The 24,002-nt window shown below is 69.2% G+C and carries 18 protein-coding genes; 7 read left to right on the top strand and 11 right to left on the bottom strand.

The annotated features are described in order from the left end of the window. Window positions 1-47: 47 nt before the first annotated feature. Window positions 48-1,559 carry a depupylase/deamidase Dop gene (dop, locus tag ACFV9W_RS14145; protein ID WP_385759614.1) on the bottom strand — a complete coding sequence of 504 codons (1,512 nt, stop codon included), beginning with the start codon at window positions 1,557-1,559 and terminating at the stop codon, window positions 48-50. 280 nt (window positions 1,560-1,839) lie between these two features. Beyond that, entirely contained in the window at window positions 1,840-3,606 is a 1,767-nt protein-coding gene (arc, locus tag ACFV9W_RS14140; protein ID WP_385759612.1) for a proteasome ATPase, read from the bottom strand. 263 nt (window positions 3,607-3,869) lie between these two features. On the opposite strand from arc, the gene ACFV9W_RS14135 reads away from it, so the two are divergent. Further along, window positions 3,870-4,184: a ferredoxin gene (locus tag ACFV9W_RS14135; RefSeq protein ID WP_385759609.1), complete on the top strand. Its 315-nt coding sequence runs from the start codon at window positions 3,870-3,872 to the stop codon at window positions 4,182-4,184. A gap of 79 nt (window positions 4,185-4,263) precedes the next feature. Here ACFV9W_RS14135 and ACFV9W_RS14130 read toward each other — a convergent pair whose 3' ends face one another. From ACFV9W_RS14130 to ACFV9W_RS14120, 3 genes are all read right to left on the bottom strand, one after another. Then, the gene (locus ACFV9W_RS14130; protein WP_385759606.1) at window positions 4,264-4,839 is read right to left on the bottom strand and encodes a hypothetical protein; all 576 of its coding nucleotides are present in this window, start codon (window positions 4,837-4,839) and stop codon (window positions 4,264-4,266) included. A gap of 216 nt (window positions 4,840-5,055) precedes the next feature. Next, a complete protein-coding gene (locus tag ACFV9W_RS14125) occupies window positions 5,056-5,961 on the bottom strand; it encodes a tRNA (adenine-N1)-methyltransferase (protein WP_266721490.1) in 906 nt (301 codons plus the stop codon). Window positions 5,962-6,007: 46 nt separating this feature from the next. Further along, the gene (locus tag ACFV9W_RS14120) at window positions 6,008-7,528 is read right to left on the bottom strand and encodes a site-2 protease family protein (protein WP_385759603.1); all 1,521 of its coding nucleotides are present in this window, start codon (window positions 7,526-7,528) and stop codon (window positions 6,008-6,010) included. A gap of 179 nt (window positions 7,529-7,707) precedes the next feature. Here ACFV9W_RS14120 and ACFV9W_RS14115 point away from each other — a divergent pair, with 179 nt between their 5' ends. Together ACFV9W_RS14115 and ACFV9W_RS14110 are read left to right on the top strand one after the other, a co-directional pair. Beyond that, window positions 7,708-8,607, top strand: coding sequence for a RecB family exonuclease (locus ACFV9W_RS14115; protein WP_385759601.1), 900 nt, complete (start codon window positions 7,708-7,710; stop codon window positions 8,605-8,607). Window positions 8,608-8,656: 49 nt separating this feature from the next. Continuing rightward, window positions 8,657-9,328 carry a response regulator transcription factor gene (locus ACFV9W_RS14110; RefSeq protein ID WP_266721484.1) on the top strand — a complete coding sequence of 224 codons (672 nt, stop codon included), beginning with the start codon at window positions 8,657-8,659 and terminating at the stop codon, window positions 9,326-9,328. 68 nt (window positions 9,329-9,396) lie between these two features. Here ACFV9W_RS14110 and ACFV9W_RS14105 read toward each other — a convergent pair whose 3' ends face one another. From ACFV9W_RS14105 to metH, 4 genes are all read right to left on the bottom strand, one after another. Further along, window positions 9,397-10,974, bottom strand: coding sequence for an ABC transporter substrate-binding protein (locus tag ACFV9W_RS14105; RefSeq protein ID WP_385759597.1), 1,578 nt, complete (start codon window positions 10,972-10,974; stop codon window positions 9,397-9,399). Between the two features lie 71 nt (window positions 10,975-11,045). Next, window positions 11,046-12,653 carry an ABC transporter substrate-binding protein gene (locus ACFV9W_RS14100; RefSeq protein ID WP_385759594.1) on the bottom strand — a complete coding sequence of 536 codons (1,608 nt, stop codon included), beginning with the start codon at window positions 12,651-12,653 and terminating at the stop codon, window positions 11,046-11,048. A gap of 357 nt (window positions 12,654-13,010) precedes the next feature. Then, window positions 13,011-13,706, bottom strand: a complete 696-nt coding sequence (locus ACFV9W_RS14095; protein WP_385759591.1) for an HAD family hydrolase — start codon at window positions 13,704-13,706, stop codon at window positions 13,011-13,013. 98 nt (window positions 13,707-13,804) lie between these two features. After that, window positions 13,805-17,314, bottom strand: coding sequence for a methionine synthase (gene metH, locus ACFV9W_RS14090; protein ID WP_385759589.1), 3,510 nt, complete (start codon window positions 17,312-17,314; stop codon window positions 13,805-13,807). Window positions 17,315-17,592: 278 nt separating this feature from the next. Between metH and ACFV9W_RS14085 the strand changes: the two genes are divergently transcribed. The 4 genes from ACFV9W_RS14085 (at window position 17,593) to ACFV9W_RS14070 (ending at window position 22,758) form a co-directional block, all read left to right on the top strand. Beyond that, window positions 17,593-18,384 carry an IclR family transcriptional regulator gene (locus tag ACFV9W_RS14085; RefSeq protein WP_385759586.1) on the top strand — a complete coding sequence of 264 codons (792 nt, stop codon included), beginning with the start codon at window positions 17,593-17,595 and terminating at the stop codon, window positions 18,382-18,384. 356 nt (window positions 18,385-18,740) lie between these two features. Then, a complete protein-coding gene (locus tag ACFV9W_RS14080; RefSeq protein WP_385759584.1) occupies window positions 18,741-19,538 on the top strand; it encodes an MIP/aquaporin family protein in 798 nt (265 codons plus the stop codon). A 46-nt stretch (window positions 19,539-19,584) separates the two neighbouring features. Further along, window positions 19,585-21,132: a glycerol kinase GlpK gene (gene glpK, locus ACFV9W_RS14075; RefSeq protein ID WP_385759581.1), complete on the top strand. Its 1,548-nt coding sequence runs from the start codon at window positions 19,585-19,587 to the stop codon at window positions 21,130-21,132. 9 nt (window positions 21,133-21,141) lie between these two features. Then, on the top strand, window positions 21,142-22,758 hold the full coding sequence (locus tag ACFV9W_RS14070; protein WP_385759578.1) for an FAD-dependent oxidoreductase: 1,617 nt from the start codon (window positions 21,142-21,144) through the stop codon (window positions 22,756-22,758). 46 nt (window positions 22,759-22,804) lie between these two features. Here ACFV9W_RS14070 and ACFV9W_RS14065 read toward each other — a convergent pair whose 3' ends face one another. After that, complete coding sequence (locus tag ACFV9W_RS14065) at window positions 22,805-23,326, bottom strand: MarR family winged helix-turn-helix transcriptional regulator (RefSeq protein WP_385759576.1); 522 nt, start codon at window positions 23,324-23,326, stop codon at window positions 22,805-22,807. 58 nt (window positions 23,327-23,384) lie between these two features. Then, complete coding sequence (locus tag ACFV9W_RS14060) at window positions 23,385-23,999, bottom strand: SRPBCC family protein (protein ID WP_385759574.1); 615 nt, start codon at window positions 23,997-23,999, stop codon at window positions 23,385-23,387. Between the last annotated feature and the right edge of the window lie 3 nt (window positions 24,000-24,002).

The following is a 24,002-nucleotide window of genomic DNA, read 5'->3' as shown; positions in this document are numbered from 1 at the left end:
TTTCAGCCCCGGATCGTTGATTGATCATCGGCGGATCTACCCGCGGGTCACTGCCCGGACAGCACCCTGACCAGGTCCTCGGCCGTGCGGCACCTGTCCAGGAGCTCCTTCACGTGGTTACGCGTTCCGCGGAGGGGTTCCAGGGTTGGGACGCGCTGCAGCGAGTCCCGGCCGGGCAGATCGAAGATGACCGAGTCCCAGGAGGCCGCCGCGACGTCGTCCGCGTACTGCTCGAGGCAGCGTCCGCGGAAGTACGCGCGGGTGTCCTCAGGCGGCTTCGTACGGGCGTTCTCGACCTCTGTCTCGTCCAGGAGGCGCTTCATCTTGCCGCGCGCCTCCAGGCGGTTGTAGAGGCCCTTCTCGGCCCGTACGTCGGCGTACTGGAGGTCGAGGAGGTGCAGCTTCGCGGCGTCCCATTCGAGCTCGTCGCGGCGCCGGTAGCCCTCCATGAGTTCACGCTTGGTGACCCAGTCGAGCTCGCCGGAGAGGCTCATCGGGTCCGTCTCCAGGCGCCCCAGTACGTCCTCCCAGCGGCTCAGGACGTCCTTGGTCTGGTCGTCCGCGTCGGCGCCGAAGCGCTCCTCCACGTACTTCCTGGCGAGTTCGAAGTACTCCATCTGGAGCTGCACCGCGGTGAGTGTGCGTCCGCTACGCAGGGTGATCAGGTGTTGCAGGGAGGGATCGTGCGAGACCTGGTGGAGGGTGCGGACGGGCTGGTCCACGGCCAGGTCGACCGCGATGAAGCCATCCTCGATCATGGACAGAACGAGTGACGTCGTGCCGAGCTTGAGGTAGGTCGAGATCTCGGAGAGGTTCGCGTCGCCGATGATCACGTGCAGGCGGCGGTACTTCTCCGCGTCCGCGTGCGGCTCGTCGCGCGTGTTGATGATGGGCCGCTTGAGGGTGGTCTCGAGGCCCACCTCGACCTCGAAGTAGTCGGCGCGCTGGCTGAGCTGGAAGCCGTGCTCGTGGCCGTCCTGGCCGATGCCGACGCGGCCGGCCCCCGTGACGACCTGACGCGAGACGAAGAACGGGGTCAGGTGCCGCACGATGTCCGAGAAGGGGGTCTCCCGCTTCATCAGGTAGTTCTCGTGCGTCCCGTAGGAGGCGCCCTTGTTGTCGGTGTTGTTCTTGTAGAGGTGGATGGGCTGGGCTCCGGGCAGCTGGGCCGCCCGGTCCGCGGCCTCGGCCATGATGCGCTCGCCGGCCTTGTCCCAGAGCACGGCGTCGCGGGGGTTGGTGACCTCCGGGGCGCTGTATTCGGGGTGTGCGTGGTCTACGTAGAGGCGCGCTCCGTTGGTGAGGATGACGTTGGCCAGGCCGATGTCCTCGTCGGTGAGCTGGCTGGAGTCGGCGGCCTCGCGTGCGAGGTCAAAGCCTCGCGCGTCGCGCAGCGGGTTCTCTTCCTCGAAGTCCCAGCGGGCCCTGCGGGCCCGGTGCATCGCCGCGGCGTAGGCATTGACGATCTGGGACGAGGTGAGCATGGCATTGGCGTTGGGGTGGCCGGGGACGGAGATCCCGTATTCCGTCTCGATGCCCATTACTCGCCGTACGGTCATGCGGCCCTCCTTGCCCGGCAGCGCCCTCGGTCGGGGGCGTCGCTCAAGTACCGCTGGTTCTCCGGTGCGTGTGCGGTGCCCGTCCCCGCACTGCGCGACCCGGCGGCAGGAAAGAGCCTAGAACGCCTTTGCGCTGGTGGGGAGATCATTTGCGTCATTGGATTCGCTCCGGCTTCGAGCGGCGGGTGGCGTGGTCGGTTCCTGTGGTGTGCCGCGGAGTGTTGCCGCAAAACAGTCGGCTGCGGGTACCCGGTTCGGGCACCCGCAGCCACCCTGTCTTTTACAGGTACTGACCGGTGTTCGCCACCGTGTCGATGGAGCGTCCGGTGTCCGCGCCCTGCTTTCCGGTGACGAGCGTGCGGATGTAGACGATCCGCTCGCCCTTCTTGCCGGAGATTCGGGCCCAGTCGTCCGGGTTGGTGGTGTTGGGCAGGTCCTCGTTCTCCTTGAACTCGTCGATGCAAGCCTGCAGGAGGTGGGAGACCCTGAGCCCCTTCTGGTTCTGCTCGAGGAAGGCCTTGATGGCCATCTTCTTGGCGCGGCCGACGATGTTCTCGATCATTGCGCCGGAGTTGAAGTCCTTGAAGTAGAGGACTTCCTTGTCGCCATTCGCGTACGTCACCTCGAGGAAGCGGTTTTCCTCGGATTCGGCGTACATCTGCTCCACGGCCGTCTGAATCATGGCGTGGACGGTGGCGGCCCGGTCGCTGCTGTGCTCGTCGAGGTCGTCGAGGTGAAGCGGCAGGCGCTCGGTGAGGTACTTGCCGAAGATGTCCTTGGCTGCTTCGGCGTCCGGGCGCTCGATCTTGATCTTTACGTCGAGTCGGCCGGGTCGCAGGATCGCGGGGTCGATCATGTCCTCGCGGTTCGAGGCGCCGATCACCACCACGTTCTGCAGGCCTTCGACGCCGTCGATCTCGGCGAGCAGCTGCGGGACGATGGTGTTCTCCACGTCCGAGCTGACGCCGGATCCTCGGGTCCTGAACAGCGATTCCATCTCGTCGAAGAAGACGATGACGGGGGTGCCCTCGCTGGCCTTCTCCCTCGCACGCTGGAAGACGAGGCGGATCTGCCGCTCGGTCTCGCCGACGTACTTGTTGAGGAGCTCGGGGCCCTTGATGTTGAGGAAGTAGCTCTTGCCCTGGGCCACGCCGGTCACTTCGGCGACCTTCTTGGCCAGGGAGTTGGCGACTGCCTTGGCGATCAGGGTCTTACCGCATCCGGGGGGCCCGTACAGGAGGACGCCCTTGGGCGGCCGCAGTTCGTGCTCCCGGTAGAGGTCCGGGTAGAGGTAGGGGAGCTCGACCGCGTCGCGGATCAGTTCGATCTGGTTGCCCAGGCCGCCGATCTGCTCGTAGCCGATGTCCGGGACCTCTTCGAGGACCAGTTCCTCTACTTCGCTCTTCGGTACGACTTCGTAGACATAGCCGGATCGGGGTTCGAGAAGGAGGGCGTCGCCGGGGCGGATGGTGACGTCCAGGAGCGGCTCGGCGAGCCGTACCACCCGTTCCTCGTCGGTGTGCCCGACCACGAGGGCTCGATCGCCGTCCTCGAGGATTTCCTTGAGGGTGACGATGTCGCCGACGCTCTCGAACTCCATGGCCTCGACCACGTTGAGCGCTTCGTTGAGCATGAGTTCCTGGCCGCGCCGGAGCTCTTCGAGTTCGACGCTTGGGCTCACGTTCACACGGAGTTTGCGGCCGCCGGTGAAGATGTCGGCGGTGCCGTCCTCATTGGCCGAGAGGAAGACTCCGAAGCCTGCCGGTGGTTGTGCGAGCCGGTCGACTTCTTCCTTGAGGGCCACGATTTGGTCGCGGGCCTCTCGGAGTGTGTTGGCGAGCCGCTCGTTCTGGGCGGACACGCCGGCCAGGTTTGTCTGCAGTTCGACGATCCGCTCTTCGAGAATCCTCGTGTGTCGCGGAGAGTCGGCGAGCTTGCGCCGCAGGACGGCGATTTCCTGCTCGAGATAGGCAACCTGCCCGGCAGGGTCTTCAGACCCTCGTCCCGGGCGGATGCCGCGGTTGATGTCGTCGTCGTGGGCTGCCACGGTCCTCACCTCCTCCAAGGGGAGCTGGACGCTTCCAGACCCTACCTGGGCGGGTGTCGATTGAAACCCCTAGATCAAAAAGACGATGGGGTGTGTCCGATCTTCACCCTTGCGCTCTCCCTCACGCCAGGGGAATACCCACCCAACAACATCGGAAAGCGGCCGGTTGTAGGGTCGAAGCGTTCAACACCCGTCAGGCTCGGCCCGACTTGCTCCTGCGAAGGAGCTTTTCGGGGGCCGCGACGCAGGAAACGGCAGGAGACATGAGCGTGCGGCAAGAGGCCGGATCCGGTACCGACAGCGACGTTCCGCTGGAGGTGTGGATCGACCAGGATCTGTGCACCGGCGACGGGATCTGCGCGCAGTACGCTCCCGAGGTCTTCGAGCTGGACATCGACGGTCTCGCGTATGTGAAGAGCGCGGACGACGAGCTGTTGCAGGACGTGGGCGCGGCGACGCCTGTGCCGCTTCCGCTTCTCACGGACGTGGTGGCGTCGGCGAAGGAGTGTCCGGGCGACTGCATCCATGTGCGGCGGGTTTCGGACAGGGTCGAGGTGCACGGGCCCGACGCGGAGTGAACGCGGCGTAGCCCGAAGTGTACGAACGGGCCCCGTTTGCCGGTTTTCCGGCGAACGGGGCCCGTTGCGTTCGGTGCCGTCAGGCGGCGCGGGCCTCGGAGGGCGTGGAGCGGACGAACGCCCCGTCCTTCCACTGCCACTTGGCCTTCTCGTGGACGTCCGGGCGGTAGCGGGGCACGGAGTCGGAGGAGTAGCCGTCCAGGGCGGCGACGACGGAGCCGTCCTCTATGGCGAGGGTGCTCGCCGAGTAGTTGTCCTTGGGCTCGACGAGCGTGGCGACGACGCGCGGCTCGGCGCCCGCGGGCTGGGTGACGACGTAGATGCCGCTGGGCGGTGTGCCGACGCCGGCGTCGCAGCGGACCACGGCGACCGTCTCGGGGCGTCCGTCGCCGTCGAGGTCGCCGGCCGCCTGGCGGACGACCTTGGTCTTGACGGGCCCGCAGTCGAGCGGGAACCGGACGGCGGCGGGGTCGGGTGCGGCGACGGCCGCGGGTCTGTCCTTGGGAGCCTTGTGGTCGGCCTGGGCCGCGGTGGCGGAGTCCGGCTTGAGGAAGCCGGAGACCGCGACGACCGCGGCGAGGGCTGCCGCGGTGGCCAGCCAGTGGATGGGTCGTGTGGTGGTGTGCGCCAGTTCCGGGACGGCGGATTGCTGCACGAGGAGCGTCTCCTGTGAGGGCTGTGCCGGTGGGGGTGGCCAGCATCGTGCCATACGTCACAGTGCGCGGGAACGGCGGGGTCCGTTCTTTCTCAGGTGATATCTGGTCCTGGTGCTGCCGTTTCGCCAACGAACAAGCGCCGCCGCGGAGTTCCCGTTGACGTGGGGAACTCCGCGGCGGCGCTGTCGCGTTGTGCGCTTTGTGTCCTGGGCGGCTCAGCGGCCGCGGTTGCCGCCGGCGGCGTTGGGGCCGTCGTAGTCCTCGCCGTAGGCGCCCTTGGCGGGGCGGCGGCGGCGCATGGGCGGCTCGACGCCGTCCGCGAGGCGGCGGGCGGTGAGCAGGAAGCCGGTGTGGCCGATCATCCGGTGGTCGGGGCGGACGGCGAGGCCCTCCACGTGCCAGTTGCGGATCATCGACTCCCAGGAGGTCGGCTCGTTGAAGCAGCCGATCTCGCGGATGGACTCGACGGTGCGGGCGAGCTGCGTCGTGGTGGCGACGTAGCAGCACAGGATGCCGCCGGGGACGAGCGCCTTCTTGACGACGTCCAGGCACTCCCAGGGGGCCAGCATGTCGAGGATGACGCGGTCGACGTCGCCGTCGGACAGGTTGTCCTGGAGGTCGCCGACGGTGAGCTGCCACGCGGGGTGCGGTCCGCCGAAGTAGCGCTCGACGTTGCCCTTCGCGATCTCGGCGAAGTCCTCGCGGCGCTCGTAGGAGTGCAGCATGCCTTGGTCGCCGATGGCGCGCAGCAGGAAGCTGCTGAGCGAGCCGGAGCCCACGCCCGCTTCCACGACGCGGGCGCCGGGGAAGATGTCGGCGAAGGCGAGGATCTGCCCCGCGTCCTTGGGGTAGACCACGGCGGCGCCGCGGGGCATGGACAGGACGTAGTCGGGGAGCAGGGGGCGCAGCGCGAGGTAGGCGACGTTTCCGGTGGTGCGGACAACGCTGCCCTCGGGTGCGCCGATCAGCTCGTCGTGAGGAAAGGAACCCTTGTGGGTGTGGAAGTTCTTTCCCTCTTCGAGCGTGAACGTGTAGTGGCGGCCCTTGGGGTCGGTCAGCTGAACCTGGTCCCCGACCGTGAAGGGCCCGCGCCTGCGGGCGGCACCGGTCGGTTCGGACATGCGAACAGCCTACCGGGCCCGGCGGGGGACGCCGACCACGGTGCCGCTACGAGGGGCGGGCCATGGCCTTGACGAAGGCGCGTTCCACGTCGGCCGCGGAGAGGACGCCGTAGATGGCGCCGTTCTCCTCGACGACGAGGTATTCGGTGGCGGGGGTCTCGCGGAGGGTGTCGAGGAGTTCCTCGCCGGCGAGTTCGGCGGAGACGCGCATGCCGTCGGTGAGGTCCTGGGCGAGGCCGCTGACGGGGACCCAGGGGCGGCGGTGTTCGGGGATGCCGACGATGGCGGCCTCGCGGACCAAGGAGTGCGGGTCGCCGTCGGCGTCGACGACGACGAGGGCGCGGGCGCCCGCCTCGTTGGCGCGGCGGAGGGCTTCGGAGAGCGGGGTCTCGGCCTCGACGGGGACGGCGCGCCGGGTCAGGGTGCGGGCGCGCAGGTCGGGGAGGTGTTCGCGCAGTCGTGCCATACGGAGGCTGTTGCCTGCACCGGTCCAGATGATCGCGGCAAGGATGGCGGCGAGCAGCGCGTCCATCAGGGTGTCCATGCCGCCGGACTCTTCGGCGCCTTCGCCGAGGGCTCCGGACTGGGTGAGCAGCGGCAGGCCGATGAGGACGCTGACGGCGAGGGCGCGGCCGACCCAGGCGGCGGCGATGGTGCCGGTCATGGGCTTGCCGGTGAGCTTCCAGACGATGGCGCGGAGCATGCGGCCGCCGTCCAGCGGGAGTCCTGGCAGGAGGTTGAAGGCGGCGACGATCAGGTTGGAGATCATCAGGCCGGCGAGGAGCACGCCGGGGACGGTGCCGGGTTCGACGGCGCGCATCGCCGCGTAGAAGACGCCGGAGAGGACGAGGGAGAGCAGCGGGCCCACGAAGGCGAGCATGAACTCGCGGCCGGGGGTCTCGGACTCCTTCTCGATCTCGGAGACGCCGCCGAAGAACTGGAGCTGGATGCGGCGCACCGGGAGCTTGTAGCGCAGTGCGACGACGGTGTGGGCCAGTTCGTGGATGAGCACGGAGGCGTAGAACGCGACGGCGAAGAAGAGGGAGACGAGGTAGCGGGCGGCGCCGAGCTCGGGCAGCACGCGGTCGAGCTGGCCGCCGAAGACCCAGGTGATGAGCGCGGCGACGAGGAACCAGCTGGGGGCGACGTACACGGGGACGCCGAAGGGGCGGCCCATGAGGAGTCCGCCGCGCGGTTCGGGGCGCTTGGTGGGGCCCTTGATGGCGCCCTTGCGCTTGCCGGAGGTGGCGGCGGCGCGCTCGGGGTGACGGTCGTAGGGGTGCGCGGGAGGCGCGTCCTGCGGCGGGGCGGCCGGGTCCGCGGGCGGGTCGGCCGGTTGTGTACCGGGCCGCTCCTCCCGCGCCGGGTGGTCCGGGTCCTCGGTGGCCGCGCGCGGCGGCTCCGCGCCGGTGCCGCGCTCGCCGCGGTCCTGCGGCGTTTCCGGTTCGCCCGGCTCCTGGGCCTCACTGGTTGCGCGGGCTTCGGTCGCGTCCGGCTCGACCGCGGCCGGCGGCCGGGGCGGCGTCGCCTCGCCGGTGCCGGACTGCGGCTGCCCGCTCTCGTCCACGGTGATCCCTCGGTCCCCTCGTTCGAAGCGTTTCCCGCCGCCCGGCGGGACGTTCTGGCGTCGATGGTATGCGGACGGTGCCGACGGACCCCCGTCGACTCCCCCGCGCCACGCTACGCAAGACGCGGCCTCGCGTGCAGGTGCCTGACTGTCAGTGCGGGCCCGTATCGTCGTGAACCATGGAGACCAGCACCGATCAGGCCCCCACACGGGGTGTGCCCGCCCCGCCGGGGTCGCTCTCGCCGTCGCGCGCGAGCGATTTCATGCAGTGCCCGCTGCTGTACAGATTCCGGGTGATCGACAAGCTGCCGGAGAAGCCGAGCGAGGCGGCGACGCGGGGCACGCTGGTCCATGCCGTCCTGGAGCGGCTGTTCGACGCGCCGGCGGACGAGCGGACGGTGCCGCGGGCCGCCGCGCTGATCCCCGGCCAGTGGGAGCGGCTGCGGGAGTCGAAGCCGGAGCTGGCGGAGCTGTTCGCCGACGCGGGCGAGGGCGAGGAGGCCGCGGGCGAGCGGATGGCGCGCTGGCTCGGCGATGTGGAGCGCCTCGTGGAGCGCTGGTTCACGCTGGAGGATCCGACGCGTCTGGAGCCCGTCGAGCGGGAGCTGTTCGTGCAGGCCGAGCTGGAGTCGGGCCTGAAGCTGCGCGGGATCATCGACCGGGTGGACGTGGCGCCGACGGGCGAGGTGCGCATCGTCGACTACAAGACGGGCAAGGCGCCGCGCCCCCAGTACGCGGAGGGCGCGCTGTTCCAGATGAAGTTCTACGCGCTGGTGGTGTGGCGCCTGAAGGGGGTCGTGCCGCGCCGCCTCCAGCTGGTGTATCTGGGCAGTGGGGACGTGGTGACGTACGACCCGGTGCCCGCGGATCTGGAGCGGGTGGAGCGCAAGCTGCTCGCTCTGTGGGAGGCGATCCAGCAGGCGACGGAGACGGGCGAGTGGCGGCCGCGGCCGACGAAGCTGTGCGGCTGGTGCGACCACCAGGCGGTGTGCCCGGAGTTCGGCGGCACTCCCCCGCCGTACCCGCTGCAGATCGTCTCGGCGGCTCCGGCCGGGGTGGAGGACCTCCCGCAGGCATAGCAGGGCAGAATGGGCCGCCGGGTCTATCGAAGGATCAAAGGAGAGTTTCGTGGCCATCCGCGTCCTACTGGTCGACGACCAGCCGCTGCTGCGTACGGGCTTTCGCATGATCCTGGAGGCCGAGCAGGACATCGCGGTGGTCGGCGAGGCCGGGGACGGTCTGCAGGCGCTCGACCAGGTGCGTGCCCTGCAGCCCGATGTGGTCCTGATGGACATCCGGATGCCGCGGATGGACGGCGTGGAGGCGACCCGGCAGATCTCGGGCCCCGGCAAGGACGGCCCGGCGAAGGTCCTGGTGCTGACCACGTTCGATCTCGACGAGTACGTGGTGGAGGCGCTGAAGGCGGGGGCCAGCGGCTTCCTGCTCAAGGACGCGCCCGCGGGCGAGCTGGTGCAGGCGATCCGGGTGGTGGCGGCCGGCGAGGCGATGCTGGCGCCGAGCATCACGCGCCGGCTGCTCGACAAGTACGCGGACCATCTGCCGTCGGGCGACGAGCCGGTCCCGGACACCCTGCACACCCTCACGGAGCGGGAGGTGGAGGTGCTGAAGCTGGTCGCGCGCGGCCTGTCGAACGCCGAGATCGCCGCCGACCTGTTCGTGAGCGAGACGACGGTGAAGACACATGTCGGCCATGTGCTGACGAAGCTGGGCCTGCGGGACCGGGTGCAGGCGGCGGTGTACGCGTACGAGAGCGGTCTGGTCCGCCCCGGCGCCCAGTAGGCCGACCTGCCCCGGAACCCAGAACCGCCCCGGCGCTGCACAGGCCGGGGCGGTTCCTCGTTCGGCGGTCAGCCCTTGCTGATCTCCCAGAACCGGAAGACGGTCGACGCGTCGAGGCAGTTCTCCAGGCCGTACACGTCGGACTTGGCGACGGCGTACTGCTTGGCCTGCCAGACCGGGAGGATCGGCAGTTCGTCGGCGACGATGTTCTGCAGCTGCTCGTAGCGCGGGGCCGTCCCCGAGCGGTCGCTCTGGGCGCCGGTCTCCGGGATGATCCGGTCGGTGATGGTGCCGTTGTCGTAGCGGTTGTCGAGGACGTTGCCCTCGCCGAAGAACGGCTGGGTGAAGTTGTCCGGGTCCGGGTAGTCGGGCACCCAGCCCTTGACGTAGACGCCGTACTTGCCGGACTTGATGTCGCGCTCGTACTGGGCGAACTCGACGGACTTCACGTCGGCGTCGAACAGGCCGCTGGCGTTGAGCTGCTTGGCCATGGTCCTCAGCTCGGCGTCGGTGGCGGGGCCGTAGCGCGCGGGCGTGGACCAGAGCGTGAGCTTGACCGGGGTGCTGATGCCGTCGGCGCGCAGCGCGGCCGCCGCCCTGCTCTTGGAGGGGCGGGCCCCGTACTTGTCGAAGAACGCGGTGTTGTGGCCGGTGATGCCCGCCGGGATGATCGAGTACAGCGATGTGGCGGTCTGGTCGTACACGTCCTCGATGAGGGCGTCGCGGTCGATCAGGTGGGCCATCGCCTTGCGGACGCCGATCTTGCCGGCGACCGGGTCGTCCATGTTGAAGACGAGGTGCTGGACCTCGGCGCTCGTGCCCTCGATGACGTCCAGGTTCTTGCTGCCGGACTCCTGGATGTCGGCGACGTCCTTGGCGGCGAGGCCGCGGTAGGCGAGGTCGAGCTTCCCGGCGAGCAGGGACTTCTTCAGACCGGCCTGGTCACCGTGGAAGAACTTCATGGTGACGCCGTGGTTCTTGACCTTGGCGGTGCCCTGGTACTTGGCGTTGACCGAGAAGGCGGCCTGCTTCTTGCCGAAGGAGTCGAGCTTGTACGGGCCGGAGCCGACGGCCTTCCCGTCGGTGCGGAGCTTGTCCGCGGGGTACGCGGTGTGGTCGACGATCGATCCGGCGCCCGAGGCGATCTTGCTGGGGAAGGTCGCGTCGGCGGACTTCAGCTTGAAGGTGACGGTCTTCGCGTCCGGCGTCTCGACCTTGTCCAGCATCGGGAACATGATCGCGGGGCCGGCCTCGTCGTTGATCCGCATCATGCGGTCGAAGGAGAACTTGACGTCCTTCGACGTGAGCGCGTGACCGTTGCTGAATTCCAGGCCGGAGCGGAGCGTGCACGTGTAGACCTTGGTGGCGCTGTCGCTGAAGTGGCACTCCTTGGCGGCTTCCGGCTTCGGCTCGGTGCCTCCGTTGGGGAAGCTGAGCAGGGACTGGAAGACGTTGTTGAACAGCAGCCACGAGCCGGGGTCGTAGCCGGAGGCCGGGTCGGTGGCCTGGATGTCGTCGGACATGCCCATGACCACGGCGTCGCCGCCGTCGGCGGAGTCGCTCTCGTCAGAGCCACAGCCGGTCAGGAGTGCCGCGGCGAGTCCCGCGCCGAGGGGCATGACCAGCCACTGGTTGCGCATTCTCACGTACGTGCCTTGTCGTCGGTCGAGCGGACGGGCTGGGGCCGGCCCGCGAGTGGACCGGCCCCGGGGTGGGCTCAGCCGCTGACGCCGCGGCCCAGCTCCCACAGCTGAAGGACCGAGGAGGCGGACAGCGCCCATTCCACCCCGGTGATGTCGTCGCGGGCGGCGACGTACTGCTTGCCCTGCCACAGCGGGAGGACCGGCACGTCGTCGGCGACGACGTTCTGGATCTGCTGGATGGGCTTGGACGCGGTGAGCCGGTCGGCCTCGCGGCGCTCGGCCGGGATCAGGTCACCGCGGATCTGGCTGTTGGCGTACGGGGACGCCAGGAAGTTGTCCTCGTCGAGGAACGGCGCGAGGAAGTTGTCGGCGTCCGGGAAGTCGGGGAACCAGCCGAGGCCGTAGACGTCGTACTTCCCCTTGAGCTGGGCGTCGCGGTAGGTGTCCCAGACGTCGCCCTTGATGTCGACGTGGAAGAGGCCGCTGGAGTTCAACTGCTTCTGGAGGAGCTCGAACTCCCTCTTCGTGCCGGATCCGTAGTGGTCGCTCGTGTAGTGCAGGGTGAGCTTGACCGGGGTGTTGATGCCGGCCTGCCGCAGGATCGAGGCGGCCTTGGACCTGCTGGGGTCGCCGTACTTGTTGAAGAACGAGTTCTGGTGGCCGGTGATGCCGCTGGGCACGAGCGAGTAGAGCGGCTCGGCGCCGGTGCCGTACACCTTGGAGGCGAGCTCGCCGCGGTCGACGAGCTGCGCCATGGCCTGGCGGACGGCCTTGTCGCGGACGGTGCTCGCCTTGGTGTCGAAGCCGAGGTAGCGGATCTCCATCCCGGGCATCTCGACCAGGTTGATGTTCTCGGGCGCGCTGTTGGAGTACTTCTTGATCTGCTCGGGCGACATGGTGCGCGTCATCATGTCGATGTCGCCCTTCTCCAGCGCCTTGCCCATGGCGTCGGCGTCGGTGAAGGAGTCCAGCTCCACCTTGTCGTTCTTCGGCTTCAACTGCCCCTTGTAGTTGGGGTTCTTGGTGAAGACGGTCTTGACGACGGCGTCGTCCTTGACGGTGGCCTTCAGGGTGTAGGGGCCGGAGCCGTTCACCTTGAAGCCGTTGCGCAGCCTGTTCTTCGGGTACTCGTCGGGGTCGACGATGCCGGCGGAGGGTGTGGCCAGCTTGTACGGGAACGTGGCGTCCGGGGACTTGAGGTGGAAGATGACCTCGCGGTCGCCCTGGGTCTCGATGGTGTCGATCGAGGAGAGCAGACCGTAGGAGCCGCTGTCGGACTTGATGTTCCGCACGCGGTCGATGGAGTACTTCACGTCGGCCGCGGTGATCGGCTTGCCGTCGGCGAACTTGAGGTCCTTGCGCAGCTTGCAGGCGTAGCGCTCGCTGCCGCTGTCGGAGAATATGCAGCTCTGGGCGGCCTCGGGGACGGGCTCGCCGCTGCCGCTGCGCGGCATCGCCATGAGCGTCTGCACGGTCTGGCGCAGCACGTTCCAGGACCCGGTGTCGTAGGCGTACGCCGGGTCGAACGGCGCGGGGACCTTCCCGGAGGCGATGAACCGGTCCGTGGTGCCCACCTTGATCGCGTCGCCGCCCGCGTCTCCGCTGTCCGACCCGCCGCATGCGGCGAGTACGGGGGCCAGCAGACCGATGATGGCCGGCAGCACCAAAGTCTTGCGGTTCATGCTCGAAGTTCTCCAGAGCTGTTGAACCCGCCGGCCCGGCGAAAGGGGTGGGACGCGTGGGCGACGGGAGGGTACGGCGATGTTCTCGCGACGACATTAATGGGCGTGCCGCCGCGGTTCGCGGGCGCGGGATCGGAGCTTTCATCACGCTGTGGAATCAGGCGTGGACGCACCGAAAACACCTCAGGAGGAAGGTTCGTCGCATGGGGTGGCCAATCGGGACACAAGGGCACTCCGCACCGCACGGAAAGCGGTGGCGCAGCATGTGCCCGACGGACTGTCGACCCCCATGGAAGTGGGAAACGTCACATGCGCAACGGGCTTGTCGTGCGCATCGATTCAGCCACCCCGCGGACTTCAGGACGTCATGAGTCCCTTCAGGAAAGGCACGTTGACGTGTTCCAGGGAGCGGACGACGGTGCGCCGGGGCGCGGGCTCGATCGGTGAGACGGACGGCACGGCGACGACCTGGCAGCCCGCGGCCTCGGCCGATGTGACGCCGGTGGCGGTGTCCTCGATGACGGCGCAGCGCCCCGGTTCGGCGCCGAGTCCCGCCGCGGCGAGGAGGTACGGGTCGGGGTGCGGCTTGGTGCGTGAGACCTCGTCACCTGCGACGGTGAGACGGAAGTTGGCCGGTCCGAGCGAGTCCAGGACGCGGTCGATGATGCGCCGGTGGGAGGCGGAGACGAGCGCGGCGGGCACGTCGTGCGCGGCGAGTTCGGCGAGGAGTCTCGCGGCTCCCGGCATCAGCGGCAGGGTGTTGCTGATGCGCTTCTCGAAGCCGTCGTTGAGCAGCACGGTCAGCTCGGGCAGGGTGATGTCGGCGCCGGTGGCCTCGATGAGGAAGCCGGCGCTGCGGGTCATGGGGCCGCCGACGACGACATGGCGCCAGGAGTCGTCGAGGGTGTGGCCGAGTTCGGCGAAGACGGCCACCTCGGCGTCCCACCAGAATCCCTCGGTGTCGACGAGTGTTCCGTCCATGTCGAGGAGCACGGCCTGAAGCGTGGAGCCTTCGGCCGTTCGGGTACCGAGTGCGGGGACCGTGCTGGTCATCCGTACACCTCCATGAGGGACGAAGAGGCCGGTTGCCCCTTTTCGAGCTCAAGGGCAACCGGCCTGCGCTGGACCGACCAGTGTACGACTGGTGGCAATTACCGCGCGTTGAAGTACTTCGCCTCGGGGTGGTGGATGACGATCGCGTCGGTGGACTGCTCGGGGTGGAGCTGGAACTCCTCGCTGAGCTGGACGCCGATCCGCTCGGGCTCCAGGAGGTCGGCGATCTTCGCGCGGTCCTCCAGGTTCGGGCAGGCCCCGTAGCCGAGGGAGAAGCGGGCGCCCCGGTACTTCAGGTCGAACATGCCCGCCATCTCGTCCGGGTCCTCGCCCGCGAAGCCCAGCTCGGAACGCACGCGCGCGTGCCAGTACTCGGCGAGCGCCTCCGCCAACTGCACGGACAGGCCGTGCAGTTCGAGGTAGTCGCGGTAGGAGTCGGACGCGAACAGCTTCGCCGTCTCCTCACCGATCCGGGAGCCGACGGTGACGACCTGGAGGCCCACGACATCGGTCTCGCCGGACTCCTCCGGGCGGAAGTAGTCCGCGAGGCACAGGCGGCGGCCGCGGCGCTGGCGCGGGAAGGTGAACCGGGTCCGCTCGTTGCCCGCGTCGTCCAGGATGATCAGGTCGTCGCCCTTGGACACGCACGGGAAGTAGCCGTGCACGACGGCCGCTTCGAGCATGTTGTCGGTGTGCAGCTTGTCGAGCCAGCCGCGCAGGCGCGGGCGGCCCTCGGACTCCACCAGCTCCTCGTACGAGGGCCCGTCGCCGGTACGGGCCTGGCGCAGGCCCCACTGGCCCTTGAAGAGGGCGCCCTCGTCCAGCCAGGACGCGTACTCCTTGAGCTGGATGCCCTTGATGACGCGGGTGCCCCAGAACGGCGGGGCGGGCACCGGGTTGTCGACGGCGACGTCGGAGCGCACCGGTCCCTCGTCGGGCACCTCCTCGACCACCACGTCCCGCTTGGGGACCCGGCGCTGCTTCAGCTCCGGCAGGACCGCGCCGGGCACGCCGCGCTTGACCGCGATGAGCGCGTCCATCAGGCGCAGGCCCTCGAACGCGTCGCGGGCGTAGCGGACTTCGCCCTCGTAGATCTCGTGCAGGTCCTGCTCGACGTAGGCGCGGGTCAGGGCGGCGCCGCCGAGGATCACCGGGAAGTCGGCGGCCAGCTTGCGCTGGTTGAGCTCCTCCAGGTTCTCCTTCATGATCACGGTCGACTTGACCAGGAGGCCGGACATGCCGATGACGTCGGCGCGGTGCTCGGCGGCCGCGTCGAGGATCGCGGAGACGGGCTGCTTGATGCCCAGGTTGACCACGTTGTAGCCGTTGTTGGACAGGATGATGTCGACGAGGTTCTTGCCGATGTCGTGGACGTCGCCGCGCACGGTGGCGAGCACGATGGTGCCCTTGCCCTCCGAGTCCGACTTCTCCATGTGCGGCTCCAGGTAGGCCACCGCGTTCTTCATGACCTCGGCGGACTGGAGCACGAACGGCAGCTGCATCTGGCCGGATCCGAACAGTTCGCCGACGACCTTCATGCCCTCCAGGAGGGTGTCGTTGACGATGTCGAGGGCGGGCCGGGACTGGAGCGCCTCGTCGAGGTCGGCCTCCAGGCCGTTCTTCTCGCCGTCGATGATGCGCCGCTGCAGGCGCTCGTCCAGCGGGAGCGCGAGGAGTTCCTCGGCCTTGCCGGCCTTCATCGACTTGGTGGAGACGCCCTCGAACAGCTCCATCAGCTTCTGCAGCGGGTCATAACCCTCCGCACGCCGGTCGTAGATGAGGTCGAGGGCCGTCTTGACCTGCTCGTCGTCGAACCGGGCGATCGGCAGGATCTTCGAGGCGTGCACGATCGCCGAGTCCAGGCCCGCCTTGACGCACTCGTCCAGGAAGACCGAGTTGAGCAGCACACGGGCGGCCGGATTGAGGCCGAAGGAGATGTTCGACAGACCCAGCGTCGTCTGCACGTCCGGGTGGCGGCGCTTGAGTTCACGGATCGCCTCGATGGTGGCGACGCCATCGCCCCGCGACTCCTCCTGACCGGTGCAGATGGTGAAGGTCAGGGTGTCGATGAGGATGTCCGACTCGTGGATCCCCCAGTTCCCCGTCAGGTCCTCGATCAGCCGCTCGGCGATGGCGACCTTGTGCTCGGGGGTGCGGGCCTGGCCCTCCTCGTCGATGGTCAGCGCGATCAGCGCGGCGCCGTGCTCCCGCGCCAGCTTGGTGACCTTCGCGAAACGCGACTCGGGGCCGTCCCCGTCCTCGTAGTTCACCGAGTTGATGACCGCGCGGCCGCCCAGCTTCTCCAGACCCGCCTGGATGACGTCGACCTCGGTCGAGTCCAGCACGATCGGCAGCGTGGACGCGGTCGCGAACCGGCCGGCCAGCTCCTGCATGTCGAGGACACCGTCGCGGCCCACGTAGTCGACGCACAGGTCGAGCATGTGCGCGCCCTCGCGGATCTGGTCGCGGGCCATCTCCACGCAGTCGTCCCAGCGGGCCTCCAGCATGGCCTCGCGGAACTTCTTCGAACCGTTGGCGTTGGTGCGCTCACCGATCGCCATGTACGCGGTGTCCTGGCGGAACGGCACCGTCTGGTAGAGCGAGGCGGCGCCCGGCTCGGGCTGCGGGGCCCGGGTGGTGGGCTCCATGCCGCGCACCCGCTCGACGACCTGGCGCAGGTGCTCGGGGGTCGTACCGCAGCAGCCGCCCACCAGCGAGAGGCCGTATTCGCTGACGAAGGTCTCCTGGGCGTCGGCCAGCTCGGCCGCCGTGAGCGGGTAGTGGGCGCCGTCCTTGCCCAGGACCGGCAGGCCCGCGTTGGGCATGCAGGAGATCGGGATGCGCGAGTGCCGGGCGAGATAGCGCAGGTGCTCGCTCATCTCGGCCGGACCGGTGGCGCAGTTCAGGCCGATCATGTCGATGCCCAGCGGCTCCAGGGCCGTCAGCGCGGCACCGATCTCCGAGCCCAGCAGCATCGTGCCGGTCGTCTCGACGGTCACCGAGCAGATCAGCGGGAGGTTCGCACCGGTGGCATCCAGGGCGCGGCGGGCGCCGAGGATCGCGGACTTGGTCTGCAGGAGGTCCTGGGTGGTCTCGACGAGCAGGGCGTCGGCGCCGCCCGCGATCATGCCTTCGGCGTTGGTCTGGTAGGCGTCGCGCAGCACCGTGTAGGGAGCGTGGCCGAGGGTGGGGAGCTTGGTGCCGGGGCCCATCGAGCCGAGGACCCAGCGCTGCTGCCCGGTCTTCTCGGTGAACTCGTCGGCGACCTCGCGGGCGATGCGGACGCCGGCCTCGGAGAGCTCGAAGTTGCGCTCGGGGATGTCGTACTCGTTCAGGGCGGCGAAGTTCGCGCCGAACGTGTTCGTCTCGACGCAGTCGACGCCGACGGCGAAGTACTCCTCGTGCACGGAGCGCACGATGTCCGGCCGCGTCACGTTCAGGATCTCGTTGCAGCCCTCGAGCTGCTGGAAGTCGTCGAGCGTCGGGTCCTGCGCCTGCAGCATGGTGCCCATCGCTCCGTCGGCCACCACGACACGGGTGGCGAGGGCTTCTCGGAGGGCGTCCACACGGGCGCGGGGATCGGATGCGGGCGTTGGCAACGAGGCCATGAAAGTTCTCCCAGAGGTGCGACGGCTGTCGGCTTTGCGGCTCCACTCCCTGAAGGCGCACCCGGTCAGGGTAACGGGGACCATGGTCCCGTCGTGAGTGCGTCCACGAGCCGGAATGGTGTGCGCGTGTCGTGGCCGGATCCGTTCGGTGGAAATAATGGCGCACGCCGCGCTCGCCGGAGGTCGGCAACGACCGATACTGTTCAGCATTGCCGAACGTTGCATGGCGACTCCAGCCGGCGACCTGTCAGCGAGAGACCGAGGAGGAAGGGACTGCGATGGCACGCAACATCCAGTCGCTCGAACGGGCCGCGGCCATGCTCCGGTTGCTCGCGGGCGGCGAGCGGCGGCTCGGACTCTCGGACATCGCCGCCGCGCTCGGCCTCGCCAAGGGCACGGCGCACGGCATCCTGCGCACCCTCCAGGCCGAGGGCTTCGTGGAGCAGGACTCCGCCTCGGGGCGCTATCAGCTGGGCGCCGAACTGCTGCGCCTGGGCAACAGCTATCTGGACGTGCACGAGCTGCGGGCGCGCGCCCTGGTATGGACCGACGATCTGGCCCGCTCCAGCGGCGAGGCCGTCTACCTGGGCGTACTGCACCAGGGAGGCGTGCTGATCGTGCACCACGTCTTCAGGCCCGACGACAGCCGGCAGGTCCTGGAGGTGGGCGCGATGCAGCCGCTGCACTCCACGGCCCTGGGCAAGGTCCTCTCCGCGTACGACCCGGTGGCGCACAGCGAGGCCCTGGAGGCCGAGCGCAAGGACTTCACCGCCCGCACGGTGTGCGACCCCGTCGACCTTGAGGCGGTGTTCGACCTCACCCGTGCGCGCGGGTACGCGGCGGACATCGAGGAGACCTGGGAGGGCGTGGCCTCGGTCGCCGCGCCGATCCACGACCGGCACCGGATGCCGGTGGGCGCCGTGGGCATCACGGGCGCCGTCGAGCGTGTCTGCAGGGACCCCGAGGCCGGTGGCGACGCCGGTTCCGGCGGGCTGCGTCCCGAGCTGATCGCGGCTGTGCGGGACTGTGCCCGCGCGGTCTCCCGCGATCTGGGCGCCAGCCGCTTCTGAGCCGCGCGGTCCCGATCCGGGGCGCGGGCCGCTCCGACTCAAGGTGCAGGACGCACCGATCCGAGTGACCATCGTTGAACGCCCACCGGCCTGCCGCCCCTCAACGACGGGTCGATAACCGCAGGCGATCAATAACGATCGCGCATTCGATAAAAGATCCCTTGACGAGCCGGGAACCGCAGAGCGAGACTCGCGTCCATCGGTCGGCATTGTCGAACACCTACCGGCAATACGCGTTAGAGTGTGAACAGGCCAGACCGGACCCGACCCTCGCCTGAGGGCTCGGACCACCGGAAAGGGACCCGGGAGGTTCGTTACTCGGGTTTTCCCCTGGACGAAGGACAAAGGAGTCGCGGGTGTCCAGCCACGACATCTTCCTCGGCGAGACCATCGGTACCGCCATTTTGGTTCTGCTGGGCGGTGGCGTGTGCGCCGCCGTCACTTTCAAGCGCTCGAAGGCCTTCGAGGCCGGCTGGGTCGCCATCGCGTTCGGCTGGGGCTTCGCGGTTCTCACCGGTGCCTACCTGGCGGGCGGCGTCTCCGGCGCCCACCTGAACCCCGCCGTCACCGTCGGCCTCGCCATCGAGGGCGGCACCAAGTGGAGCGACGTACCGCTCTACCTGGTCTCCCAGCTCTTCGGCGCCATGATCGGCGCGGCTCTGGTCTGGCTCGCGTACTACGGGCAGTTCCACGCCCACCTCACCGACCGCGAGGTCCTGATCGCGCACAACGGCCCCGCTGCCGACGACGAGGGTCTCGTCGACCCGAAGGCGGCCCCCGAGGCGGGCCCCGTGCTCGGTGTCTTCTCCACCGGCCCGGAGATCCGGAACACGGTCCAGAACCTCCTCACGGAGATCATCGCCACGGTCGTGCTGGTCCTCGCGATCCTCACGCAGGGCCTGAACGACGAGGGCAACGGCCTGGGTGTGCTCGGCGGACTGATCACCGCGCTCGTCGTGGTCGGCATCGGCCTCTCCCTCGGTGGCCCGACGGGCTACGCCATCAACCCGGTCCGTGACCTCGGCCCGCGCATCGTCCACGCACTGCTCCCGCTGCCCAACAAGGGCGGTTCGGACTGGTCGTACGCCTGGATCCCGGTGGTCGGCCCGCTCGTCGGCGGTGCCCTCGCCGGCTTGATCTACAAGCTGTTCTGAGCGACGCCACCGAGACCGACCACTTCAGTACGACGAGGAGCACACCGTGACCGACGCACACACCACCGGCCCCTTCATCGCGGCGATCGACCAGGGCACCACGTCCAGCCGCTGCATCGTGTTCGACAAGGACGGCCGGATCGTCTCCGTCGACCAGAAGGAGCACGAGCAGATCTTCCCGAAGCCGGGCTGGGTCGAGCACGACGCGAACGAGATCTGGGCGAACGTCCAGGAGGTCGTCGCCGGTGCCATCACCAAGGCCGGCATCACCCGCGACGACATCAAGGCCATCGGCATCACCAACCAGCGCGAGACGACGCTGCTCTGGGACAAGAACACCGGTGAGCCCGTCCACAACGCCATCGTCTGGCAGGACACCCGCACCGACGCCCTCTGCAAGGAGCTCGGCCGCAATGTCGGCCAGGACCGCTTCCGCCGCGAGACCGGCCTGCCGCTCGCGTCGTACTTCGCCGGTCCCAAGGCCCGCTGGCTGCTCGACAACGTCGAGGGCCTGCGCGAGCGCGCCGAGCGCGGCGACATCCTGTTCGGCACGATGGACACCTGGGTCATCTGGAACCTGACGGGCGGTGTCAACGGCGGCAAGCACTACACCGACGTCACCAACGCCTCCCGCACGATGCTGATGAACCTGCACGAGATGCAGTGGGACGAGCGGATCTGCTCCTCCATCGGCGTCCCGATGTCGATGCTGCCGGAGATCCACTCCTCCGCCGAGGTCTACGGCGAGGTCACCGGCGGCAAGCTGGGCGACGTGCTCGGCGGCATCCCGGTCGCCTCGGCGCTCGGCGACCAGCAGGCGGCCCTGTTCGGCCAGACCTGTTTCGCCGAGGGCGAGGCCAAGTCCACGTACGGCACCGGCACCTTCATGCTGATGAACACCGCGGACAAGGCCATCAACTCGTACTCGGGCCTGCTGACCACGGTCGGCTACCAGATCGGCGACCAGAAGCCGGTCTACGCGCTCGAGGGCTCGATCGCCGTCACGGGCTCCCTGGTGCAGTGGATGCGCGACCAGATGGGCCTGATCAAGTCGGCCGCCGAGATCGAGACGCTCGCGTCCTCGGTCGAGGACAACGGCGGCGCGTACTTCGTGCCCGCCTTCTCCGGCCTGTTCGCCCCGTACTGGCGCTCGGACGCGCGCGGTGTCATCGCGGGTCTGACCCGCTACGTCACCAAGGCGCACCTCGCGCGCGCCGTGCTCGAGGCCACCGCCTGGCAGACCCGCGAGATCACCGACGCCATGACGAAGGACTCCGGCGTCGAACTGACCGCGCTCAAGGTCGACGGCGGCATGACCTCCAACAACCTGCTGATGCAGACCCTCTCGGACTTCCTGGACGCGCCGGTGGTGCGTCCGATGGTCGCCGAGACGACCTGCCTCGGCGCCGCCTACGCCGCCGGTCTCGCCGTCGGCTTCTGGTCCAACACCGACGAGCTCCGCGCCAACTGGCGCCGGGCCGCCGAGTGGACCCCCCGCATGGACGCGGCCACCCGCGACCGTGAGTACAAGAGCTGGCTCAAGGCCGTGGAGCGGTCCATGGGCTGGCTCGAAGACAGCTCTGTCGAGGAGTAACACCCCACCATGACTACCCAGTCCACCCTGCAGACCGTGCCTGCCCTCGGAACGCACCCGGTCGCCGGTTCCAACCCGAGCCGCGCCGAGACCCGCGAGCAGCTTTCCAAGGCGACGTACGACCTCCTGGTCATCGGCGGCGGCATCCTGGGCATCTCCACTGCCTGGCACGCTGCGCAGTCCGGTCTCAGGGTGGCCCTGGTCGACGCCGGCGACTTCGCCGGCGCCACGTCCTCCGCGTCCTCCAAGCTGCTCCACGGCGGTCTGCGCTACCTGCAGACCGGTGCGGTGAAGCTGGTCGCGGAGAACCACTTCGAGCGGCGTGCGGTGTCCCGCAATGTGGCCCCGCACCTCGCCAACCCCCTGACCTTCTACCTGCCCGTCTACAAGGGCGGCCCGCACGGCGCGGCCAAGCTGGGTGCGGGTGTCTTCGCGTACAGCGCGCTGTCCGCGTTCGGCGACGGCGTCGGGCACCTGTTGTCCCCGGAGAAGGCGCAGCGCGATGTGCCGGAGCTGCGCACCGAGGGCCTCAAGGCCGTCGCGGTGTACGGCGACGACCAGATGAACGACGCGCGGATGGCGCTGATGACCGTGCGCGCGGCCGTCGACGCGGGCGCCGTCGTCCTCAACCACTCCGAGGTCACCGGGCTTCGTTTCACCAACGGCCGGGTCACCGGCGCGGAGTTGAAGGACCGGACGAGCGGCGACGAGTTCGGGGTCAACGCCCGCCTCGTACTCAACGCGACCGGTCCCTGGGTCGACCACCTGCGCAAGATGGAGGACCCGAACGCGGCGCCCTCCATCCGCCTGTCCAAGGGCGCGCACCTGGTCATGAAGCGCACCTCGCCGTGGAAGGCCGCGCTCGCGACCCCGATCGACAAGTACCGCATCACCTTCGCCCTCCCCTGGGAGGACATGCTGCTGCTCGGCACGACCGACGAGGAGTACGAGGGTGACCCGGCCGATGTCTCGGTCACCGAGAAGGACATCGACCAGATACTCGACGAGGCGGCGTTCTCGGTCCGTGACCAGCAGCTCAAGCGGGAGCTGATGACGTACTCCTTCGCCGGTCTGCGCGTGCTGCCGGGCGGCCCCGGCGACACGTCGAAGGCCAAGCGCGAGACGGTCGTCAACGAGGGCAAGGGCGGCATGCTGTCCGTCGCGGGCGGCAAGTGGACGACCTTCCGGCACATCGGCCGCACGGTCATGCAGAAGCTGGAGGCACTGCCGGGCCACCCGCTCGGCGACGACTACGAGCCGATCAACTCGCTGCCGAAGAAGCTGCCGCTGCCGGGTGTCGCCAACCCGCGTGCCGTCGCGCACCGGCTGCTCGTCGACAGCCCGGCGCCCGGTCCGCGGATGGGCGCCGACACCGCGAAGCACCTGGCGACGCACTACGGTTCGCTGTCCTTCGACATCGCGCGCCTCGCGAACGAGAACCCGGAGCTGGCCGAGCGGGTCCACCCGGACGCGCCGGAGATCTGGGCGCAGGTCGTGTACGCGCGGGATCACGAGTGGGCGGAGACGCAGGACGACGTGCTGCGGCGCCGTACGACGCTGACGATTCGCGGCCTGGACACGGACGACGTGCGGTCCAAGGTGCAGGACCTGCTCGACAAGAAGTAGGCCCACGGACTGAGAAGGGCGGCTCCCACGGGGGGAGCCGCCCTTTTCATTGCTCGTCCGAGTCCAGGATCGAGTGTTCCAGTTTGCCGAGGAGGCGGGCCAGTTGGCGGCGCTCCGCCGGGGAGAGGCCGGCGAGCATGCGCTCCTCGTTGGCCAGGTGGTCCGTGAAGACCTCATCCACCGTGGCGAGGCCGAGGTCGGTGAGGCGGGAGTAGACGACGCGGCGGTCCTCGGCGTCCCGCTCGCGCACTATCAGGCCGTCCTTCTCCAGGCGGTCCATGCGCAGGGTGACCCCGGCGGACGAGACCAGCCCCGAGTCGGCGAGCTGCCCGGCGGTGAGCCGGTAGGGCTTGCCCGCGCGGCGCAGCGCGGTCAGGACGTCGAACCCGGCGACCGACAGGCCGTGCCGCTCGATCGAGGCGTTGAGCTTGGTGTTGTAGCGCAGGAACGAGCGGTGCAGGCGGGCCAGCACCTCCAGCGGTCCGGTGTCGAGCTCGGGCCGCTCCCGCGCCCAGTCCGCCACGATCTGTGTCACGGCGTCCTGCCGCTTCGCCTTCCGCTCGGCCATCCCCGTCCCCTCGCGCGCTTCCCACGGGCGGACGCGAAATCGTACGCCCCTGAAAATTCTATCCCTGAAGCGATCCGCGGCGGCGCCTGCCGATCACCGCGACCAGTATCACCGCCGCGAGCGCGGCGGCGGCCGGGACGGCGGCCTTCTTCAGGAGGACGGGCAGCGCGGCGGCGCCGAGGTCGACGGCCTCCGGCTCGGCGGGCGCCGCCGGAGCTGCGGACTCTGCCCGCGGGCCCGACAGCAACTCCGCGAGCCGCTCGGCGAACTGGCCCACGATCCGGTCGCCGACCTCGGTCATGATGCCGCGGCCGAACTGGGCGGGGCGGCCGGTGATGTCGAGGTCGGTGCGGACGCGGACGCGGGTGCCCGCGGGGTCGGCGACGAGCTCCGCGGTGACGGTCGCGGCGGCGGTGCCCGCACCTCGGGTCTCGCTGGCGCTGAGGTCGAGCCGCATGCTGCGGGCCGCCTCGTCGCGGGTCACGGTGCCCTCGCCGCGGTAACTCATCTGCACCGCGCCGACCTTGACCTTCACGCGGCCGGTGAAGGTGTCGCCGTCGAGGGTGTCGAGGACCGCGCCCGGCATGCAGGGGGCGACGCGGCCGAGGTCGTGGAAGAGCTTCCAGGCGTCGTCGGGGGCGGCCGGGACGGTGAAGGTGTGGTCGAGCTGCATGGT

Source organism: Streptomyces sp. NPDC059897, assembly GCF_042730865.1.
Lineage (GTDB): Bacteria > Actinomycetota > Actinomycetes > Streptomycetales > Streptomycetaceae > Streptomyces.
This window is presented reverse-complemented; position numbering and strand designations above follow the sequence as displayed.

What these genes read in the sequence shown, in the direction of transcription:
- metH (WP_385759589.1), bottom strand. Translation starts at nt 17,314, where the DNA reads ATGGCCTCGTTGCCAACGCCCGCATCCGATCCCCGCGCCCGTGTGGAC.
- ACFV9W_RS14095 (WP_385759591.1), bottom strand. Translation starts at nt 13,706, where the DNA reads ATGACCAGCACGGTCCCCGCACTCGGTACCCGAACGGCCGAAGGCTCC.
- ACFV9W_RS14070 (WP_385759578.1), top strand. Translation starts at nt 21,142, where the DNA reads ATGACTACCCAGTCCACCCTGCAGACCGTGCCTGCCCTCGGAACGCAC.
- dop (WP_385759614.1), bottom strand. Translation starts at nt 1,559, where the DNA reads ATGACCGTACGGCGAGTAATGGGCATCGAGACGGAATACGGGATCTCC.
- ACFV9W_RS14135 (WP_385759609.1), top strand. Translation starts at nt 3,870, where the DNA reads ATGAGCGTGCGGCAAGAGGCCGGATCCGGTACCGACAGCGACGTTCCG.
- ACFV9W_RS14065 (WP_385759576.1), bottom strand. Translation starts at nt 23,326, where the DNA reads ATGGCCGAGCGGAAGGCGAAGCGGCAGGACGCCGTGACACAGATCGTG.
- ACFV9W_RS14060 (WP_385759574.1), bottom strand. Translation starts at nt 23,999, where the DNA reads ATGCAGCTCGACCACACCTTCACCGTCCCGGCCGCCCCCGACGACGCC.
- ACFV9W_RS14085 (WP_385759586.1), top strand. Translation starts at nt 17,593, where the DNA reads ATGGCACGCAACATCCAGTCGCTCGAACGGGCCGCGGCCATGCTCCGG.
- ACFV9W_RS14115 (WP_385759601.1), top strand. Translation starts at nt 7,708, where the DNA reads ATGGAGACCAGCACCGATCAGGCCCCCACACGGGGTGTGCCCGCCCCG.
- ACFV9W_RS14125 (WP_266721490.1), bottom strand. Translation starts at nt 5,961, where the DNA reads ATGTCCGAACCGACCGGTGCCGCCCGCAGGCGCGGGCCCTTCACGGTC.
- ACFV9W_RS14100 (WP_385759594.1), bottom strand. Translation starts at nt 12,653, where the DNA reads ATGAACCGCAAGACTTTGGTGCTGCCGGCCATCATCGGTCTGCTGGCC.